This window comes from Cereibacter sp. Soil_C_27, assembly GCF_057657095.1.
Genome location: NZ_JBDGJD010000006.1, coordinates 185,275 through 203,946, shown reverse-complemented (window position 1 = coordinate 203,946; position 18,672 = coordinate 185,275). Strand labels below are relative to the sequence as shown.

Below are 18,672 nucleotides of genomic sequence, written 5' to 3'. Positions count from 1 at the left end.
GCAAGAGTTTTGCAAAAACTCTTGCCAAAATCCTTCCAAGGATTTTGGCCCTACTCCAGCGTCGCTATGATCGCCCGCAGCGTCTCTATCCCGTCGCCCTTTTCGGAACTGGTCATCACCAGCTCCGGATAGGCCGCCGGATGCTTGGCCATCGCGCCGCGCACCTGATCGAGGATCGCCTCGCGCTCGGGCCGGGTCACCTTGTCGGCCTTGGTCATCACCACCTGGAAGGTGACGGCGGAGCGGTCGAGAAGCTGCATGATCTCGTGATCGACCGACTTCACCCCGTGCCGCGTATCAACCAGCACGAAGGCGCGGCGCAGGGTCTGGCGCCCGGCGAGATAGCTCTTGAGCAGCCGCTGCCATTTCTCGACGATGGCCAGCGGCGCTTCGGCATAGCCATAGCCGGGAAGGTCGACCAGATAACGCTCGGTGCCGAGCGCGAAATAGTTGATCTCCTGCGTCCGGCCCGGCGTGTTCGAGGCACGGGCGAGCGACTTGCGACCGGTCAGTGCGTTGATCAGGCTGGATTTCCCGACGTTGGAGCGGCCGGCAAAGCAGACCTCCAGCCGGTCGGCGGGGGGCAGGCCGGGCATGGCGACCACGCCCTTGACGAAATCGACCGGCCCCGCGAACAGCAGCCGGCCCGCTTCGCGCGCGGCCTCTTCCGGGTCTTCGGCGAGGGGGAAGGGCAGGGGGGTCATCGCAGCTCCACTGTATCATTGAGGGCGATCCGACCGCCATGCAGCACCGTGGCATAGACGCCAAAATCGCGGTGCCCGTAAGTTTCCGCCAGCGCGGTCAGCGTGTCACCGTCGATCCGTCCGGTCTCGGGGTCGGCCATCGTCGCGCGGCAGCGGGTGATCCGCTCCTCCACCCGCAGCACGGCCTCGCCGATCCGGAGCTCCCGGCCGATCAGGCTGAACTCGCCCCAGGCCGGCAGATGCTCGAGCCAGAGATTGCCGCGCCAGCGGTGGATCGACAGATCCTGCCCCATCTTTGCCGAGAGGTCGCGCAGCGAGGCCAGCGACAGCACGGCGACCGACGGAAATTCGCTGTCGGTCATGCCGCGCCCGGCGCTGACGATCCGCATCGGCTGGGCGCGGTCGGGCGGGCAGAGCGGGGCGACCCAGTCGAGAAAGCCGGGCAGATCCGCCGGATCGTCGGGGCGGAACCGCAGGTCGGGCCGGTCGGGGTGGCGCAGCGTGACGGTCAGGCTGTCCTCCTCCAGCGCCGCGGTGATCGCCATCAGCGCCGGGGCCTTGGCGCCGCGGGTGAAATTTGCGCAAGGGTTCCAGCCCGGCGCCAGCTTCGCCGCCTCATGCGCCACAGCCCAATGCCGGTCGAAGGGCAGGCAAGCCCCGGCCGAAAGCAGAACGGACGCGAGATCCTCGCGTCCGTGTGCCTTGATCGGGTGGCGGCAGATATGGGCCAGCCGGATCATTTCTTGCCGGGCGTCTTCTTGACCGGCGGCTTGGCGTCATTGGCCGCCTTGGCGACTGCGGGCTTTTTCTTGAACCCCGCCTTGATGTTGCCGAAGATGTCGGGCTTGGCGCCATGGCTGCGCATGATCAGGTTCTGCTGGGTGAAGGTGATCAGGTTGTTGGTGATCCAGTAGAGCACCAGGCCCGAGGCGAAATGGCCCAGCATGAACATGAACACCCAGGGCATCCAGGCGAAGATCATCGCCTGCGCCTGATCGGTGGGTGCCGGGTTCAGCTTCTGCTGCAGCCACATCGAGATGCCGAGAAGGATCGGCAGCACGCCGATGAAGATCAGCGCCAGGGTGGAGCCGGGCATCGGCGCGTCCCAGGGGGCGAGGCCGAAGAAGTTGAAGATCGACGACGGATCGGGCGCCGAGAGGTCCTTCAGCCAGCCGAAGAACGGGGCGTGCCGCAGCTCGATCGTGACGAAGATCACCTTGTAGAGCGAGAAGAAGATCGGGATCTGGATCAGGATCGGCAGGCAGCCCGCAGCCGGGTTCACCTTCTTTTCCTTGTAGAGCCGCATCATCTCGCGCTGCATCAGCTGCTTGTCGTCGCCGGCACGCTCGCGCAGCGCTTCCATCTCGGGCTGCAACTCCTTCATCCGCGCCATCGAGACGTAGGACTTGTAGGAAAGCGGCAGGACCAGCGCCTTGAGCACCAGCGTCAGGGCGATGATCGCCAGACCCATGTTGCCGAGCTGGGCGTTGAGCCAGTGCAGCACCGCGAAGATCGGCTTGGTGAAGAAGAAGAACCAGCCCCAGTCGATCGAATCGATGAACCCCGGGATCGGCGTCGCCGCGGCATCGGCCGGAGCCCCCTCGATCGCGCCGTCGTTCTGGTAGGCGCGGATCGTGACCCATTCCTTCGCGCCGGCAAAGAGCCGTGACGTGGTCTCCACCTCGGCACCGGGGGCGACGGTCAGCAGCGGCTCGCGCGTCTCGGTCTGGTAGATGTCGGCGCCGGGGACGTATTTCGTCACGCTGGTGAAGGGCTTGCCCTGCGCCGGGATCAGTGTCGTCATCCAGTATTTGTCGGTGAAGCCGATCCAGCCGTCGGTCGCGGCCTCGCGCACCTCGGCCAGGGCGCCTTCGCGGGCAACCTGCGGCAGCTCGGCCACGTCGTCGTATTTCACCTCGGCCAGCTCGCCGTCGGCGCGGCCGACAACGCCTTCGTGCAGCACGAAGAAATTCTGCAGGTTCAACGGTTTGCCGTGACGCGCCACGATCCCGTAGGAGGCGAGGTTCACCGGCGCGCCAGTGGTGTTGCGCACGCCCTGGGTCACGCTGAACATGTAATGGTCATCGACCGAGATGCGGCGGGTGAAGATCAGCCCGTTGCCGTTGTCCCAGCTCAGCGTCACCGGCCTGCCCACGCCCAGCGTCTCGCCTTCGGCCAGCGTCCAGGTGGTGTTGGCGCCCGGCACGTCCTCGAAGGTCAGCGCGCCGCCGGGGGTCCACCCGTAGAGCGCGTAATAGGCATTCGGCTGGCCGACCGGCGAGAGCAGGCGCACGACCTCCGACTCCGGATCGAGCGTTTCGCGGTAGGTCTTCAGCGACAGATCGTCGATCCGGCCGCCGAGCAGCGAGATCGAGCCCTGCAGACGCTCGGTATCGATGGTCACGCGCGGGGTTTCCGGCAGCACCGCGTCCGGCGCCACGGGCGAGAGCGGCGCATCGGGCTGGGCCGAGGGCGTCACCGCCTGTCCGGGCAGCGTCTCGGTTGCCGTGATCGCCGGGGCGTTGGGATCGGTGGCAGGCTCCTCCGGCGGCGGAAAGAGGAAGAACCAGCCCAGGATCACGAGGAAACTGAGAGCAGTTGCAAGGATGAGGTTCTTGTTCTGATCGTCCATCGAAGGCACGCGCTTCCTGTTCAGGGGTGCGGTCGTTCAACAGAAGGGGGCCGGAAAGGTCAAGCGGTTTTCCCCGGATCGCCAAGATGTGGGGCGCAATGCCCCAACGTCCCGCGGTTTCTCGCGCGCCGCGCCTGCCGGGCCTGCGCCGCTTGGGGTTTCACCGCGCGCGGTGGCTGATGCGCAGGGTCTCGGCCTGTTTGGCCCGGTGCCGCGTCATCCACTCCAGCGTGTCGTCGAAGGGCATGGGCCGGGCGATGCCGAAGCCCTGCACGTGGCCGCAGCCGAGCTGCGCCAGCATCGCATGCTCGCTCGGGGTCTCCACCCCTTCGGCCAAGGTCTCCAGCCCCAGCCGTTCGGCCAGTGAGAGGATGGCCGAGATCATGCGCTGCTGGTCGCGGTCATCGTCGACATGGGTGATGAAGCTGCGGTCCACCTTCAGCCGCCGCACCGCGAAGCGGCGGATATTGGTGATGGAGGCATGGCCGGTGCCGAAATCGTCGAGATCGATGCCGCAGCCGAGGTTGGCCAGCGCCGCGATGTTGTGGACGACGATGTCGTTGTCGGTCTCGGCCACCACGGTCTCGAGGATCTCGATCGACAGCCGGTCCGGCGTCAGCTCGAAACGGTCGAGCTCCCAGCGCAGCTTGTCGACGAGCCGCGGGTTGCGCAGCTCCATCGCCGAGAAGTTCACCCCGACCGTCGGCACGGTGAAGCCCGCGCGGTCCCATTGCTTCAGCGCGTTCATCGACTGGTAGAGCATCACCTCGCCCAGCCGCTCGGCCAGCCCGGCCTCGCTGAGTTGGGCGAGGAATTCCGCGGGTTGCAGCAGGCCGCGCTCCGGGTGGTGCCAGCGGGCCAGCGCCTCGAATCCGCTGAGCGCGCCGGTGTCGGTGCAAATCTGCGGTTGGAACCAGGGCCTGATCTGACCCTCGTCCAGTGCCATCTCCAGCTCCTCGCGCAGCGCGTCGCGGTCGGAGCGTTTGCGCGCCATTTCCGGGGCATAGGCCCGGATCGCCCCCGGCCCGCTGCGCCGCGCCTCGTCTGCGGCGACCTGTGCCGCGTCGAGCAGCGCCCGCCCGGTCGGGGCCGGCGCGCGCGCCGCGAGGCAGAAGCCGATCGAGCAGGTCACATAGACCCGGACCGCATCGATGCTGATCGGCGGCGCCACCGCCGCCTGCAGCCGCGCCGCAAGCTGCACCAGCACCTCCAGATCCAGCCGCCGCACCGCATGCAGCGCCACGGCAAAACCGCCGCCTTCCAGCCTTGCCAGCGTGTCGCCCTGTCGCAGCGCCGCGCAGATGCGTTCGATGCTGCGTGCCAGCACTTCGGTCTGCGCCGCGCGGCCGTGCCGGTCCAGCACCACATCCGCATCGTCGAACTGCACCACCAGGCAGGCGGTCGTGAGCCCGGTCACCGGCGCGCCGCGCAGCACCTCGTCCAGGGCCGAGACGATCTGCGGCCGCAGCGCCAGCCCGCTGAGCCCGTCGGGCAAGGGGGGCGGCGCCGCTTCGCGCAGGTGGAAGGCGCCCGCGAGCACCAGAACCATCGGCAGGGCCAGCGCGATCAGCGCCAGAAGCCGCTCGCCGCCGAACCAGAAGGCCGCCAGCGTCATCGCCGGCAGGAAGACCAGAACCTCGGGCCGCCGAAGCTGGAGGCCGATCCAGATCAATCTGTCCCTGAGAATGCCCATTCTGTCCCCCGCTGCCCAGGGGAATGCCCTGTTCCGGGCAAGGCTAGGGGCTCGGCTTGAGCAGGAGGTTAATTTTCGCCCGCAAGTTGCGTCGGATTTTCGTCAACCCCAATGCTCAGCCCGGCGAAATCGAACAGCGACGGGTCCAGCAAATGCGAGGGCCGCGCGTTCATCAGCGCGCGGAACATCACCTGCCGCCGCCCGGGGCTGCGCGCCTCCCAGCCGTCGAGGATCTGCTTGACCTGCTGGCGCTGCAGCCCGTCCTGCGAGCCGCAGAGATCGCAGGGGATGATCGGGTAGTTCATCGCCCTGGCGAATTTCTCGCAATCGGCCTCGGCGACGAAGGCAAGCGGGCGGTAGAGGAAGAGATCGCCCTCCTCGTTCACCAGCTTCGGCGGCATGGTGGCAAGCCGCCCGCCATGGAACAGGTTCATGAAGAAGGTCTCGAGGATATCGTCGCGATGATGGCCGAGCACCACCGCCGAACAGCCCTCTTCCCGTGCGATGCGATAAAGATTGCCACGCCGCAGCCGCGAGCAGAGGCTGCAGAAGGTCCGGCCCTGCGGGATCTTGTCCATCACCACCGAATAGGTGTCCTGATACTCGATCCGGTGCTTCACCCCCATGCGGCTGAGAAATTCCGGCAGCACCGTCGCCGGGAAGTTCGGCTGGCCCTGATCGAGGTTGCAGGCCAGAAGCTCCACCGGCAGCAGCCCGCGCCACTGCAATTCATGCAGCACCGCCAGCAGGGTATAGCTGTCCTTGCCGCCCGACAGGCACACAAGCCAGCGCGCGCCGCGCTCGATCATGCCGTAGGTCTCGATCGCCTCGCGGGTCTCGCGCACGATCCGTTTGCGCAGCTTGCGGAACTCGGTCGAGGAGGGCGCGCCGTGGAACAGCGGGTGGATGTCGTCCTGATCGTCCAGCATGGCGCGCTCCCTGCTTCTCTTGGCCCAGATACTCAAATCGACAGAAACCGCCCGGGTCAACCGTGCCGGTCATGCTCCGGATCGGTCCCCGGCACCGGGTCGTAGCCCGATCCGCCCCAGGGGTGGCAGCGCCCGATCCGCCGCGCCGCGAGCCAGGCGCCCTTCAGCGCGCCATGCCGCTCCAGCGCCTGCATCGCATAGGCCGAACAGGTCGGCTGATAGCGGCAGCCATGTCCGACCCAGGGGCTCAGCAGCAGGCGGTAGGCGCGCACCGGCAGCGCCACCAGATGCGCGAGCGGCGTCATGCGCCGTGGATCTGGCGCAGCGCCCGGTCCATCTCGGCAAGCATCGCGGCGAAATTCCGATCCGCCGTGGCATTGGGGCGGCCGACCAGCACGTAGTCCCAGCCGGGCCGCCCGCCGGAGGGCAGGGTGAAACGCGCGATCTCGCGCAGCCGGCGCTTGGCGCGGTTGCGGGCCACGGCATTGCCGAGCTTCTTCGAGCAGGTGAAACCGACGCGGATCGGCCCGTCCTCGGCGCGCTTGCGCGCCTGCAGCAGGAATCCGGGCGTTCCCTGTCGCCACGCCGAGGCCGCGCGCAGGAAATCCGCTCGCTTCTTCAGCACCTGCAGACATGGCGAAACCGCCGCGACATCGGCAGACGGGGCAGCTGTGCCCGTCTCCGCAATGTCCGGCGGCGTCATCTCACAGCTCCCTTGCGGGAAGCCGATCAGGCCGAGAGCTTCTTCCGGCCCTTGGCGCGACGGGCTGCCAGCACGAGGCGGCCGCCCTTGGTCGCCATGCGGGCGCGGAACCCGTGGCGACGCGCACGGACCAGGTTCGACGGTTGAAAAGTGCGCTTCATCGCGGATCTCCATCAGACGTGCAGCCGAAACCCTCGCGGATTCGCAGGCCACGTTAATTCGAAGCCCGGTCTTTACGGGCGGCGCAGGCCCAAGTCAATTCGCCTGCGCGGGAAATCCTGCAACATTTTGCCCATGCGGCAGGGAATTGCAGGCCCGATCCTCGCGCAGCCCGGCAAAACGATCAAGGCCGCGTGAGGCCACTGGCGCTTATGGCCCGCGACCTCCATCCTCGCGCCACCGATCCAGAGGAGCAGCCGGTGAGCGAGATGAAATCTTCCGACCGCCGGGGCGCCCTGCTGGCGCGACTGCCGATCCTCGTGATCCTCGTGGTGGCGGTGGTCGGCACCTTCCTGCTGCGCGACCAGCTCAGCTTCGAGGCGCTGGCGCGGCACCGCGACACGCTGATCGGCTTTCGCGACGCGCATTATCTCGCCTCGGTCGCGGGCTTCATGCTGGCCTACATGGCGGTCGTCGCCTTCAGCCTGCCGGGGGCGACGGTCTTCACCCTGACGGGCGGCTTTCTCTTCGGGCTGTTTCCCGGCGTGCTCTACAATGTCGTGGCGGCGACGCTCGGCGCCATCGGCATCTTCCTCGCCGCCCGCACCGGCTATGGCGCGCGTTTCGCCAGCCTGCTGCAGAGCCGCGGCGGCCCCGTGGCGCGGCTGCAGGAGGGGTTGCGCGACAACGAATGGTCGGTGCTCTTCCTCATGCGCCTCGCCCCTGTGCTGCCCTTCTTCCTCGCCAACCTGATCCCGGCCTTCCTCAACGTCCGGCTCAGCCGCTTCGCCATCACCACCTTCTTCGGCATCATGCCGGGCGGGCTGGTGCTTACCTCGGTCGGCACCGGCCTCGGCGCGGTGCTGGCGCGGGGCGAGGCGCCGGATCTCAGTATTCTCTTCACCCCGATGGTGCTCTTCCCGATCCTCGGGCTTGCCGCGCTTTCGGCCCTGCCTATCCTCATCAAGTATTTCCGCCGCAGAGAGGTCTGAGCCATGCCGCGCATCGAGACGGACATCTGCGTGATCGGCGGCGGCTCGGGTGGCTTGTCGGTCGCTGCCGGGGCGGTGCAGATGGGCGCGCGCGTCGTGCTGATCGAGGCGGGAGAGATGGGCGGCGATTGCCTGAACGCCGGCTGCGTGCCCTCCAAGGCGCTGATCGCCGCGGCCAAACACGCGCAGGCCATGCGCAGCGGCGCCGGGTTCGGCATCGCTCCCGTGGAGCCCGAGATCGACTTCTCCGCCGTGAAAGACCACGTCTTCCGGGTGATCGAGACCATTGCCCCGATCGACAGCCAGGAGCGGTTCGAGAAGCTCGGCGTCACCGTGCTGCGCGACTGGGCCCGCTTCACCTCTCCCGAAGAGGTGCAGGTGGGCGAAACCACGATCTGCGCCCGCCGCTTCGTCATCGCCACCGGCTCGCGCCCGGCGCTGCCGCCGATCCCGGGCATCGACAGCGTAACCGCCCATACCAACGAGACGATCTTCGCCCTGCGCGAGAGGCCGGAGCATCTGGTGATCATCGGCGGCGGCCCCATCGGCATGGAGATGGCGCAGGCGCATCATAGGCTCGGCTGCCGGGTGACGGTGATCGCCGGCAAGGCCCTGCCGAAGGACGATCCCGAAACCGCGGCCATCGTCCTTACCCGGCTGCGCGATGAGGGGGTGGAGATCATCGAGGGCGTCCATGCGGCCTCGGTCGCCCCGGGGCTCACCGTCACGCTCGACGACGGGCGGCAGGTGACGGGCTCGCACCTGCTGGTTGCCGCCGGGCGCAAGGTGGCGCTCGACCGGCTGAACCTCGAGGCCGCCGGCGTTGCCTTCACCGACAAGGGCGTGACCGTGGGCGACGATCTGCGCAGCACGAACCGCCGGGTCTATGCGGTGGGCGACGCCGCAGGGGGGATGCAGTTCACCCATGTCGCGGGCTATCATGCCGGGGTGGTGATCCGCTCCATCGTCTTCGGCCTGCCGTCGAAGGCCAAGACGTCGCATATCCCCTGGACCACCTATACAGAGCCCGAACTGGCGCAGGTCGGCCTCACCGAGGCCCAGGCGCGCGAGGCGCATGGCGACCGGCTCACCGTGCTGCGCCAGCCCTTCCACGACAACGACCGGGCGCAGACCGAGGGCCAGACCGAGGGGCTGCTGAAGCTCATGGTGGTGGGCGGCAGGCCGGTCGGCGTCTCCATCGTCGGGGCCCATGCGGGCGAGCTGATCGGCCTCTGGGCGCTGGCGATTGCCTCCCGGATGAAGCTTTCCGCCCTCACCGGGGCGGTGCTGCCCTATCCGACCCTGAACGAGGTGTCCAAACGTGCCGCCGGAGCCTATTTTTCCCCTAAACTCTTTGATAATCCTATGGTGAAACACGTTGTCCGGCTGATCCAGCGCATCCTCCCCTGAATGGGCGGTGTCGGGCCAGCGCAAGGCGCGCAAAGAGGCAGGCAGGAAGGAAGTCCGTGGTGACCAGAGGCAGCGGGGCGTTCCTGAATACGCTCTCGGGTCGGTTCCTCATGCTGACCGTCGCCTTCGTCATGCTGGCGGAGGTGCTGATCTTCGTGCCCTCCATCGCCCGCTTCCGCGAGGACTACCTGCTTCTGCGGCTGGAGAAGGCGCAGATCGCCTCGCTGGCGCTGCTGACCACCGACGAGATGATGACGCCGGAGCTGGAGGAAGAGCTTCTGGCCAATGCGCAGGTCTTCAACGTCGTGCTGCGCCGCGACGAGGTGCGCCAGCTGATCCTCTCCTCGCCGATCCCGGCGCCGATCCACGCCACCTACGACCTGCGGCTGATCGGCCCCTTCGGCCTGATCCGCGACGCGCTCCTCGGGCTTGCCGATCCGCAGAACCGGGTGATCCGGGTGATTGCCGACCCGGTGCAGCAGGGCGGCTCGCTCATCGAGGTCACGATGGAGAGTGGACCGCTGCGCAAGGCGATGCTGGAATACGGGCTGCGGGTGCTGGTGCTGTCGGCGTTGATCTCCATCGTGACGGCGGGGATGCTGTTTCTCGCCGTGCGCCGCCTGCTGGTGCTGCCGATCCGCCGCGTGGTGCGCCACATGTCGGCCTATGCCGAGGCGCCCGAGGATGCGCGCCGGGTCATCGCCCCTACCGCCAGTGTGCGTGAGCTGCGCGAGGCGGAAGAGGCGCTGCAGATGATGCAGACCCAGCTCACCACCGCGCTGCGCCAGAAGGAGCGTCTGGCCCAGCTGGGCGGCGCCGTGGCCAAGATCAGCCACGACCTGCGCAACATCCTGACCACGGCGCAGCTCTTTGCCGACCGCATCGGCGATTCGGTCGATCCGGTGGTGGCCCGCGCCGCCCCCAAGCTGGTCGGCTCGATCCGCCGCGCCGTCTCGCTCTGCGAATCAACGCTGACCTTCGGCAAGGCCGAGGAGCCGCCGCCGCAGCTTACCCGCTTCCCGCTGCGCCGTCTGGTGGAGGATGTGGCCGAGGGCGAACAGCTGGGCGACGGTGGCGGCATCTCCTGTCTCGTCGACGTGCCCTCCGGCATGATGATCCGGGCCGACGGCGAGCAGCTGCACCGGGTTCTCGCCAATCTGATGCGCAACGCCCGGCAGGCGATCGACGCCACCGGCCGCCCCGGCACCATCGAGATCGCCGCGGGCGAGGGTGAGGCCGAATGGTGGATCCGCGTCGGCGACACCGGCCCCGGCCTGCCGCCCAAGGCGCGCGAGCATCTCTTCACCGCCTTCCAGGGCGGGGCGCGCAAGGGCGGCTCCGGCCTCGGCCTCGCGATCTCGGCCGAACTGGTCCGCGGCCATGGCGGGCGGCTCGATCTGCTGAAGTCGGATGGCGAGGGCACCGAATTCATGATCCGCCTGCCGAAAAGTGCGGGACTTGCCGAAGAGGCGTGAAGTTTTCGCGATTAGGCCCTTGCATTGCCCGGCAGGCCCCGCTAAATCGCCCCCACTGCACCCGTAGCTCAGCTGGATAGAGCATCAGACTACGAATCTGAGGGCCGGGCGTTCGAATCGCTCCGGGTGCACCACTTCTCCTCTTCCTTGCTACAGACGCCGAAATTGCGCCCCCTGCGCCGATTTCCGGCCTAGTCGACAGCTTCCGCCAGCAGCCAGCGTTGCACCGCCAGCATCGCCGGGGTCGTCTCGCGCGACTTCAGGCGGCACAGCCAATAGGCCCCTGCCTGCACCTCCGCTGCGAAGGGGCGGGTCAGCCGCCCCTCCGCCAGATCCCGTGCGAACATCCGCGCGGGCAGCAGCGCGACGCCCATGCCTGCGGCCGCCGCCATCGCCAGCGCGGGCGACGAATCGAACTGCGGCCCGGTCAGCTTCGGCGCCTCCAACCCCTCGGTGGCAAACCAGCGGTCCCATTCCTGCGCCCGGAACGAGCGCAGCAGCGGCTCGCGCAGCAGATCGGCGGGTGCGCCCAGCCGCGCCGCCGTGGCCGCATCGCAGAGCGGCGTCAGCGGCGCCTCCACCAGCGGCAGGCACTCTTCCCAGCGCCAGTCGCCCTCGCCGAAGCGGATTGCCAGATCGAGGCCTTCGCCCGCCAGATCGACCCGGTTGTGGTTCGTCGACAGCCGCAGGTCGATCTCGGGATGCACCGCGCGAAAGCCGGGCAGGCGCGGCAGCAGCCAGCCGAGGGCAAAGGTCGTCACCGCCCCCAGCGTCACCACCGCGCGGAACCGCCCGTCGAGAAAGCGGTCCAGCACCTCGCTGATCCCGTCGAACGACCGGGTGACCACCGGCAGCAGTGCCGCGCCTTCCTCGGTCAGCGCCAGCCCGCGCGAGGTGCGTCGGAACAGCGTCACCCCCAGCCGGTCTTCCAGCCCCTTCACATGCTGGCTGATCGCCGCCTGCGTCACGCAAAGCTCGATCGCGGCGCGGGTGAAACTGCCTTGCCGGGCCGAAGCCTCGAAGGCGCGCAGGGCGTTGAGGGGAAGCTGCGGTCTGTCCATGTCATCGGTTTTTCTAATGCTCTGCCTCAGTATTCGCCGTTTGTGGCGCTTCCGGAAGCGGTTTATCTCTCCCGGCATCGGAAAAAATCATGACAGGCAAATGATGCGACAGATCTTTCTGGCGGCGCTGACCGCCCCCTTTCTGCTGTCTGCGGCGCAGGCAGACCCCATCCCCGACAGCGCTTATCAGGCGCTGGAAGCGCAGAGCGGCGGGCGGCTCGGCGTGGCGGTGCTTGACACCGAGACCGGCGAAAGCTCGTTCTGGCGCGGCGACGAGCGCTTCGCCATGGCCAGCAGCTTCAAGGCTCCGCTCTGCGGGGCGGTGCTGGCCCGGGTGGATGCGGGGGCAGAGCAGCTCGACCGCGCCATCCCGATCAGCGCCGACGACCTCATCCCCTATGCGCCCACGGTCGAGAAACACGTCGGCGGCGCGCTGACGGTGGCCGAGCTCTGCGAGGCGACGATCACGCTCAGCGACAATGTCGCGGCGAACCTGCTGCTCGAGACGCTGGGCGGTCCGGCGGGGCTGACCGGCTTCCTGCGCGGCATCGGCGACGAGACCACCCGGCTCGACCGACCCGAACCCGGTCTGAACGAGGCCACACCCGGCGATCCGCGCGACACCACCACCCCCCGGGCGATGGCCGAGACGCTGCGCCAGCTCCTTCTGGGCGACGCGCTCTCCGATCCGTCGCGGCAGCAGCTCGCGGACTGGATGCTGGCCAACCAGACCGGTGATGACCGCATTCGCGCGGGGCTGCCCGCCGACTGGCAAGTGGGCGACAAGACCGGCACCTCGGGCACCGGGGTCTTTGCCGATGTGGCGGTCCTCTACCCGCCCGGGCGCGCGCCGATCCTGATGGCGGTCTATATCGCCGAATCCCCCGCCAGCACCGACAGCGCCAATGCGGTGCATGCCGAGGTGGCGCGGCTGGTGGCGGAGTGGGTCGGCCGCTGACCGGGCAGGGGGCCGGGATCTCCGGCCCCCTTACCCCAGCACGGTCACCGCCAGATAGAGCCCGTTTGCCAAGAGCACGCAGAGCACAGCCAGCGACCCCAGATCCTTGGCATTGCGCGCCATCGTGCTCCAACCCGGCGACAGGTGATCGACGATCTCCTCCACCGCGGTGTTCAGCGCCTCCACCTCGATCAGCAGCAGGAACAGCAGGCCAAAGCCCAGAAGCTGCAGCGGCGTGGCCTCCACCCCGACAAGCAACCCCAGCGCCAGCCCGCCGCCCAGCACCTCGTGCCGGAAGGCGGTCTCGGCCCAGAGCCGACGCAGCCCGCCCAGCGAATAGCTGCCCGCCGCCAGCAGATGCTTCGGCCCGGTGATCCGGTTCGGACGCGCGCCGCTCATGCTGCGGGGCTCCGGCAAGCGGAGACCAGATCGGCGCCCGCGCCCTTGGCGCTCGTCTCGATATCCATCAGCCCCAGCACCGAGGCGAACAGGTTGTCATGGCTCACCGGCCCCGCCGCCGCCGCCTGCAGGCAGGACACATCCGTTCCGAAGGCCGCGCGATAGGCATCGGACAGCCAGAGCACCATCGGCACCCGTGTCTGCGTCTCGGGCGCCATGAAATAGGGTGCGCCATGCAGGTACAGCCCGTCCTCGCCCAGGGACTCGCCGTGGTCCGAGACATAGAGCAGCGTCGGGATCACCCGGTCCTCTGCCGCCAGAAGGTCGATCGTCTCGGCCAGCACGTGATCGGTGTAGCGGATGCTGTTGTCATAGGCGTTGACGATCTCCGCATCGGTGCAGCGGGCGAACTCCGCCGAATGGCAAGCCGGGGTGAAGACCTCGCGCGCCTCGGGGTAGCGCAGGTGATAGGCCGGGCCGTGGCTGCCGATCTGGAGCAGCACCAGCACGGTATCCTCGGTCATCGCCGCCATCTCCTGCCGGAGGAGGTCGAGAAACACCTCGTCGGTGCATTCCCCGGCGCACGCCTGCACCAGATCGCGCACCGCCGCCGACCCGACCCGCGCCGCGATGCCCTTGTCGCCGGTGTTGTTGTCCAACCACCTGACCTTCACCCCGGCATGGTGCAGCACGTCGAGCAGATTCTCGTTGCCGATGCCCTTCTCGTAGGAATAGCCCTTCCGCCCCAAGGCCGAGAACATGCAGGGCATCGATACCGCCGTGGCCGTGCCGCAGCTCGTCATGTCCGAGAAATTCACCACCCCGCGCGCCCGCAGCTCCGGCGTCGTGTCACGGGCGTAGCCGTTCAGCCCGAAGTTCTGCGCCCGCGCCGTCTCGCCCACCACCAGCACCGTCAGCACCGGCTTGCCCGCCGCGCGCAACAAGGGCCCCTTCACCGCATCCGTGCCCAGCGGAGCGAGGCTCACCGTCTGGCTCTTCAGCATCATCTTGGCATAGCGCACCGCGCCGCCCAAAGGCGCGCCGGGCTGGTAGCTGCCGATCAGCTCCTTGCGTTCGCGCAGCACGGCCGAAACCGTCTTGAAATCCACCGCGAGCAGCCCGGCGAAGAGCGCGAAGGAGGCAAGCGTCATCCCCGCCCAGCCGAGCGCATTGCGCCAGAACCCGCTCGGCCGCAGCCGCACCGCCAGCACCAGCACCGAGGGGAGCACGCCGAAGAGCAGCACATGCAGCAGGAAATCCGGGGTCAGCAGGTGCTTCGATTCAGCCACCGTCGTCGTCACCGCGTTCTGGATCATGTCGCGGTCGATCATCACCCCCAGCGTGTCCATGAAATACGAGGTCACCGCCGAGAGCATCAGCGCAAAGACCGCCACCGGCTTCTGCAGCCAGCGGAAGCCGAACAGCGTCAGCAGGAACAGCGTCATCGCCCAGACCGCGCCGCCGAACAGCACAAGCGACAGCGAGCTCTCGTCGAAGATCGCCACCCCGCGGCTCCAGAAGGTGCGGTTGTCCGCCGCCATGATGAAGGCTGCCACCGCAAGGTTCAGCGTCGTGGGCGAGAGCCCCGCCCGCGCCGGCATCGGCACGGCATCGGGGCGGGAAAGGAGGGTGTGGGTCATGCGCGGCCTGCCTCGGGTGATTTTTTCGTCCTGCTAGGCCGTCAAGCTGACTTCATGCTGAACTTGGCCCGCCGCGCCGGCGCTTGACGGAAGGCCCCGCCCCCCGCATGCAGAGAGGGCCCGCCGACACGGGCCGGAAGAGGGGAAGCGATGCGTATCCTGCTGGTGGAAGACGATCAGGGCCTCGGCCCCGCCGTGCGCGACCAGATCCGCGCCGAGGGCCACACCCCCGACTGGGTCGAGACGCTGGCCGACGCCCGCGCCTGCGTCGACACGGTCAGCTACAGCCTGATCCTGCTCGACCTCATGCTGCCCGACGGCACCGGCATGTCCTTCCTGCGCAGCTTCCGCGCCAAGGGCGCCACCACCCCCGTCATCATCCTCACCGCGCGCGACCGCATCACCGACCGGATCGAGGGGCTGAACGCCGGGGCCGACGACTATCTGGTGAAGCCCTTCGATCTGGCCGAGCTTTCGGCCCGCATCGGCGCCGTGGCGCGGCGTTATTCCGGCAATCCCAATCCGCAGGTGGTGCTGGGCGATCTGACGGTCGATCTCTCCAGCCGCGCCATCACCGGCCCGCAGGGCGGCATCGACCTCAGCCAGCGCGAATGGGTGATCTTCGAGGCGCTGTTGCAGCGGCCCAACATGATCGTCTCGAAAAGCCAGCTCGAGGAGCGGCTCTATTCCTTCGATGCCGAGGTCGAGAGCAACACCATCGAGGTCTACGTCAGCCGCCTGCGCAAGAAGCTCGGCCATGACTGCATCCAGACCCTGCGCGGTCTGGGCTACCGCCTGGCCGCCAGATGAAGCCGCGCAGCCTGCGGCGCGATCTGGCGCTGGGCCTGTCGCTCGGACTGACGCTGGTCTGGCTGCTGGCGATGGCGGTCGGCGGCAGCATCATGAGCGAGGAGATGGACGAGGTCTTCGACAGCGCCCTTCAGGAAACGGCCGAGCGCATCCTGCCGCTGGCCGTGGTCGACGACCTGAACACGGTCGAGGCGGTCGCGGCGCGGCGGATGACGCGGGTCGGCTCGCACCGGGAATACCTCAGCTACGTCCTGCGCGGCCCCGACGGGGCGATCGTGCTCTATTCCCACGATGCCGAACTCGAGACCTTCGCCGGCACCCCGGTCCTCGGCTTCCGCACCACTGCCAGCCACCGGATCTATGCCAGCACCGCCGTCTCCGGCAGCTACATGATCGAGGTGGCCGAACCGCTCGCCAACCGCCGCGAAGCCATCGTCGAGACGCTCTGGGCGCTCCTGCTGCCGCTCCTGCTGCTCCTGCCGTTCAGCCTGCTTTTCATCGCCTGGCTCACCCGGCGCAGCCTGCGCCCGGTCAAGGCACTCTCTTCCGAGGTGCAGGGCCGCGACGCCTCCGACCTCTCGCCCTTGGTCACCCCCGGCCTGCAGGCCGAGCTGGTGCCGATCCGCGATGCGGTGAACCGGCTGATGGCGCGGCTCAGGCGCACGCTGGAGGCCGAGCGCAGCTTCACCGCCAATGCCGCCCACGAGCTGCGCACCCCGGTCGCGGCCAGCCTCGCCCATGCGCAGCGGCTGATCTCCGAGGCGCCCGAAGGCCCGCTGCGCGATCGGGCGCAGACGGTGGAGGCCGAACTGCACCGGCTGGCGCGTCTGGCGGAAAAACTGCTGCAGCTTTCGCGTGCCGAGGGTGGCGGCATCCTGTCGGAGACCCCGCAGGATCTGGTGCCGATCCTCGTCATGGTGGCGGAAGATTTCGACCCCGCCCGCCTCGATCTGGTGCTGCCCGCCGAGGCGCCGTCGCGGCTTGATGCCGATGCCTTCGCCATCCTCGCCCGCAACCTGATCGAGAATGCGCTGACCCATGGCGACCCTGCCGCCCCGGTCAGCGTCACCCTTTCCGAAGCCGGGGCGCTGCGCGTTGGCAATGCCGGGCCCGTGGTGCCGCCCGACACGCTCGCCCGTCTCACCACCCGGTTCGAGAGGGCAGGCAGCCGGGCCAAGGGGTCTGGCCTCGGTCTCGCCATCGCCAGCAGCATCGCCCAGGGCGCGGGGATGCAGCTCCGCCTGTCCTCCCCGGCGCCCGGTCAGCGCGGCGGGTTCGAGGCCGCGCTGATTCCGTGACCGGTCACGCAGCCGGTCCAGTGCTTCGCCGCCTCCTTCAGATGCTGCAGGAAACTCTGCACTTTCAGCGTCCGGTGCAGGTCGACATGGGTCACGAGCCACAGCATCGTGTCCCAGTTCGGCAGCGCGGGCATCACCTCGACCAGATCGGGGTCCTCCGTCGCGCCGAAGGCGGGCAGGAAGCCGATGCCGATGCCCTGCCGCACCGCATCCTCCATCACGCTCACCTCCGAGGCGCGGTAGACCATCGCCTCGGGCGGCACCTGATCGCGCAGCCAGCGGTGGAACGGCGCGCGCGGCGTATCGGCGCCGACGAAGCGATGCGACGGGTAATCCGCCGGGCTCTCCGGCAGGCCGTGCCGCTCGACATAGCTGCGCGCGGCATAGAGCCCGTTGCGGATCTGGACCAGCGGCTGCACCACATTGTCCGGCTCCTCGGGCGCGGCCCCGGCGCGGATCGCCACATGCGCCTCGCCATAGTCCAGCCGGAACACCCGCATGTCGGTGAGAAACCGCACCACCAGCCCCGGATAACGCTCTTGGAACGAAGCAAGCACCGGCGTCACCAGCGTCGACAGCCCCGCCAATGAGGTGATGACCAACTCCCCCGAGACGGATTCGCCCTGTCCCTTGATCCGGCTCGACAGCTGGCTGAACTGCTCCTCCGTGGTCTGCGCCACCAGCAGCAGATCGCGCCCCGCCTCGGTCGGGGTATAGCCCCGCGCGTGGCGCTGGAACAGCTTCGCCCCCAGCCGCCGCTCCAGCGCATCGATGTGGCGGATCACGGTGGCATGATGCACCCCCAGCACCTCGGCCGCGCCGGAGACAGTGCCCAGCCGCGCGACCTGAAAGGCGGTGCGGATCTCGTCCCAGTTCTCGAAGGTCATCGCGAGTTCCTCACGGGTAAATCGCTTCGATGTGTTGTGCGCTGGTGAACAGTTTACGGCTCAATCTCGAGAATACAACCCCGATGCGCAAAGGCCTAGCTTGGCTTCAGGAGCAGGGGAAGGCCGAAAAAGCCACCCCGCTCCTTCGACAGCTCCCGCAGGCGGGAGTGTGCCGTAACGATGAAACGCTTGGGGTTCGCCGCAAGGCCGGACCCCGGATTTAAGGATACGATCATGTCCATCAAGACAGTCACCGCCGCTCTCGTTCTCGTGGCCGCCACCGGCGCGGCACAGGCTCAAGATGTCAATCCGGGCATCGAGCAACTGGCCGCGCAGGCTGGCGTGAACGCGGCTGACTTCACGGTGTCGCAGCTGATCTCGCTGCAGGACGCCATCGACAGCAACAATGTCGAACGCACCCAGTTCATCCTGTCGCAGGCCCGCACCCAGACCACGCGCGCCACGCTGACCGCCGACACCACCTCGCCCGCCTACCGTCAGCTCGAAGCCGGCCTCGGCGTCGAGCCGGGTCGCTTCTCGCCCGCCGAGCTGTCGCAGCTCGCCGCCGCCCGCCGCTCGGACGAGCCGGCCCGCGCCGCCTACATCCTCTCGGGCGAAAATCGGGCCAATGGGGCGGATGACGCGACCAACGCGGGCAAGTTGCAACTCGCGGCAGCCCTTGGCCTGAACCCCGACGACTACACGCTGGCCGAACTCACCGCCCGCGTGCAGGACCTGAACGACTGACGGTCGTTCCCGGGCGCGCGCCGCTTGCCGCGCGCGCCCACACCTGACCCTCCGAACCTTGACTCTCGCGCCCGAGAGGCGTAAGCGCCCAGACATTCCGGAGATCCGTTACAGGCTCCGGTCCCGAGAATACACGGGATCGCCACCCATCAGCGCGTTGCGCCCATGGGTGACG

General features: G+C 68.3%; 19 protein-coding genes and 1 tRNA gene. 8 read left to right on the top strand and 12 right to left on the bottom strand.

Annotated elements, in window-relative coordinates; all coding sequences use genetic code 11:
* Positions 1 to 50 precede the first annotated feature (50 nt).
* The 8 genes from yihA to rpmH form a co-directional block, all read right to left on the bottom strand.
* A complete protein-coding gene (gene yihA / locus AC3A5Z_RS20570; protein WP_487521152.1) occupies positions 51 to 704 on the bottom strand; it encodes a ribosome biogenesis GTP-binding protein YihA/YsxC in 654 nt (217 codons plus the stop codon).
* A complete protein-coding gene (locus AC3A5Z_RS20565; RefSeq protein WP_487521151.1) occupies positions 701 to 1,444 on the bottom strand; it encodes an MOSC domain-containing protein in 744 nt (247 codons plus the stop codon). Before AC3A5Z_RS20565 ends, yihA begins: the two co-directional genes overlap by 4 nt.
* Positions 1,441 to 3,336, bottom strand: coding sequence for a membrane protein insertase YidC (gene yidC / locus AC3A5Z_RS20560; RefSeq protein ID WP_487521150.1), 1,896 nt, complete (start codon positions 3,334 to 3,336; stop codon positions 1,441 to 1,443). Before yidC ends, AC3A5Z_RS20565 begins: the two co-directional genes overlap by 4 nt.
* 160 nt (positions 3,337 to 3,496) lie before the next feature.
* The gene (locus tag AC3A5Z_RS20555; protein ID WP_487521149.1) at positions 3,497 to 5,029 is read right to left on the bottom strand and encodes a putative bifunctional diguanylate cyclase/phosphodiesterase; all 1,533 of its coding nucleotides are present in this window, start codon (positions 5,027 to 5,029) and stop codon (positions 3,497 to 3,499) included.
* Between the two features lie 68 nt (positions 5,030 to 5,097).
* A complete protein-coding gene (gene ttcA, locus AC3A5Z_RS20550; protein WP_487521148.1) occupies positions 5,098 to 5,958 on the bottom strand; it encodes a tRNA 2-thiocytidine(32) synthetase TtcA in 861 nt (286 codons plus the stop codon).
* Positions 5,959 to 6,014: 56 nt separating this feature from the next.
* Entirely contained in the window at positions 6,015 to 6,263 is a 249-nt protein-coding gene (gene yidD, locus AC3A5Z_RS20545) for a membrane protein insertion efficiency factor YidD (protein WP_136790792.1), read from the bottom strand.
* Positions 6,260 to 6,661 (bottom strand): ribonuclease P protein component, encoded by a 402-nt coding sequence (gene rnpA, locus AC3A5Z_RS20540; protein WP_487521147.1) that lies wholly within the window; start codon positions 6,659 to 6,661, stop codon positions 6,260 to 6,262. The genes yidD and rnpA overlap by 4 nt, the downstream gene beginning before the upstream one ends.
* 26 nt (positions 6,662 to 6,687) lie before the next feature.
* Positions 6,688 to 6,822, bottom strand: a complete 135-nt coding sequence (gene rpmH / locus AC3A5Z_RS20535) for a 50S ribosomal protein L34 (RefSeq protein WP_008032609.1) — start codon at positions 6,820 to 6,822, stop codon at positions 6,688 to 6,690.
* Between the two features lie 267 nt (positions 6,823 to 7,089).
* Between rpmH and AC3A5Z_RS20530 the strand changes: the two genes are divergently transcribed.
* The 4 genes from AC3A5Z_RS20530 to AC3A5Z_RS20515 all read left to right on the top strand — a co-directional run bounded on the left by AC3A5Z_RS20530 (position 7,090) and on the right by AC3A5Z_RS20515 (position 10,831).
* Positions 7,090 to 7,812, top strand: coding sequence for a TVP38/TMEM64 family protein (locus AC3A5Z_RS20530; protein WP_487521186.1), 723 nt, complete (start codon positions 7,090 to 7,092; stop codon positions 7,810 to 7,812).
* A gap of 3 nt (positions 7,813 to 7,815) precedes the next feature.
* Positions 7,816 to 9,222 (top strand): dihydrolipoyl dehydrogenase family protein, encoded by a 1,407-nt coding sequence (locus AC3A5Z_RS20525; protein ID WP_487521146.1) that lies wholly within the window; start codon positions 7,816 to 7,818, stop codon positions 9,220 to 9,222.
* A gap of 110 nt (positions 9,223 to 9,332) precedes the next feature.
* Positions 9,333 to 10,697, top strand: coding sequence for a sensor histidine kinase (locus AC3A5Z_RS20520; RefSeq protein WP_487521185.1), 1,365 nt, complete (start codon positions 9,333 to 9,335; stop codon positions 10,695 to 10,697).
* A 57-nt stretch (positions 10,698 to 10,754) separates the two neighbouring features.
* Positions 10,755 to 10,831, top strand: a tRNA-Arg gene (locus AC3A5Z_RS20515).
* Between the two features lie 57 nt (positions 10,832 to 10,888).
* Here AC3A5Z_RS20515 and AC3A5Z_RS20510 read toward each other — a convergent pair.
* Complete coding sequence (locus tag AC3A5Z_RS20510; RefSeq protein WP_487521145.1) at positions 10,889 to 11,758, bottom strand: LysR family transcriptional regulator; 870 nt, start codon at positions 11,756 to 11,758, stop codon at positions 10,889 to 10,891.
* A 103-nt stretch (positions 11,759 to 11,861) separates the two neighbouring features.
* Between AC3A5Z_RS20510 and bla the strand changes: the two genes are divergently transcribed.
* Complete coding sequence (gene bla / locus AC3A5Z_RS20505; protein WP_487521184.1) at positions 11,862 to 12,716, top strand: class A beta-lactamase; 855 nt, start codon at positions 11,862 to 11,864, stop codon at positions 12,714 to 12,716.
* A gap of 30 nt (positions 12,717 to 12,746) precedes the next feature.
* Here the strand turns inward: bla and AC3A5Z_RS20500 are convergent, their stop codons facing one another.
* Both AC3A5Z_RS20500 and AC3A5Z_RS20495 read right to left on the bottom strand, forming a co-directional pair.
* Entirely contained in the window at positions 12,747 to 13,115 is a 369-nt protein-coding gene (locus tag AC3A5Z_RS20500; protein WP_487521144.1) for a diacylglycerol kinase, read from the bottom strand.
* Positions 13,112 to 14,755 (bottom strand): phosphoethanolamine transferase, encoded by a 1,644-nt coding sequence (locus AC3A5Z_RS20495; protein ID WP_487521143.1) that lies wholly within the window; start codon positions 14,753 to 14,755, stop codon positions 13,112 to 13,114. The genes AC3A5Z_RS20500 and AC3A5Z_RS20495 overlap by 4 nt, the downstream gene beginning before the upstream one ends.
* 150 nt (positions 14,756 to 14,905) lie before the next feature.
* On the opposite strand from AC3A5Z_RS20495, the gene AC3A5Z_RS20490 reads away from it, so the two are divergent.
* Both AC3A5Z_RS20490 and AC3A5Z_RS20485 read left to right on the top strand, forming a co-directional pair.
* Positions 14,906 to 15,565 carry a response regulator gene (locus tag AC3A5Z_RS20490; protein WP_487521142.1) on the top strand — a complete coding sequence of 220 codons (660 nt, stop codon included), beginning with the start codon at positions 14,906 to 14,908 and terminating at the stop codon, positions 15,563 to 15,565.
* The gene (locus tag AC3A5Z_RS20485) at positions 15,562 to 16,863 is read left to right on the top strand and encodes an ATP-binding protein (RefSeq protein ID WP_487521141.1); all 1,302 of its coding nucleotides are present in this window, start codon (positions 15,562 to 15,564) and stop codon (positions 16,861 to 16,863) included. The genes AC3A5Z_RS20490 and AC3A5Z_RS20485 overlap by 4 nt, the downstream gene beginning before the upstream one ends.
* Here the strand turns inward: AC3A5Z_RS20485 and AC3A5Z_RS20480 are convergent.
* The gene (locus AC3A5Z_RS20480; protein ID WP_487521140.1) at positions 16,827 to 17,750 is read right to left on the bottom strand and encodes a LysR family transcriptional regulator; all 924 of its coding nucleotides are present in this window, start codon (positions 17,748 to 17,750) and stop codon (positions 16,827 to 16,829) included. The genes AC3A5Z_RS20485 and AC3A5Z_RS20480 overlap by 37 nt on opposite strands.
* 234 nt (positions 17,751 to 17,984) lie before the next feature.
* Between AC3A5Z_RS20480 and AC3A5Z_RS20475 the strand changes: the two genes are divergently transcribed.
* A complete protein-coding gene (locus AC3A5Z_RS20475) occupies positions 17,985 to 18,497 on the top strand; it encodes a hypothetical protein (RefSeq protein WP_487521139.1) in 513 nt (170 codons plus the stop codon).
* Positions 18,498 to 18,672: the final 175 nt, after the last annotated feature.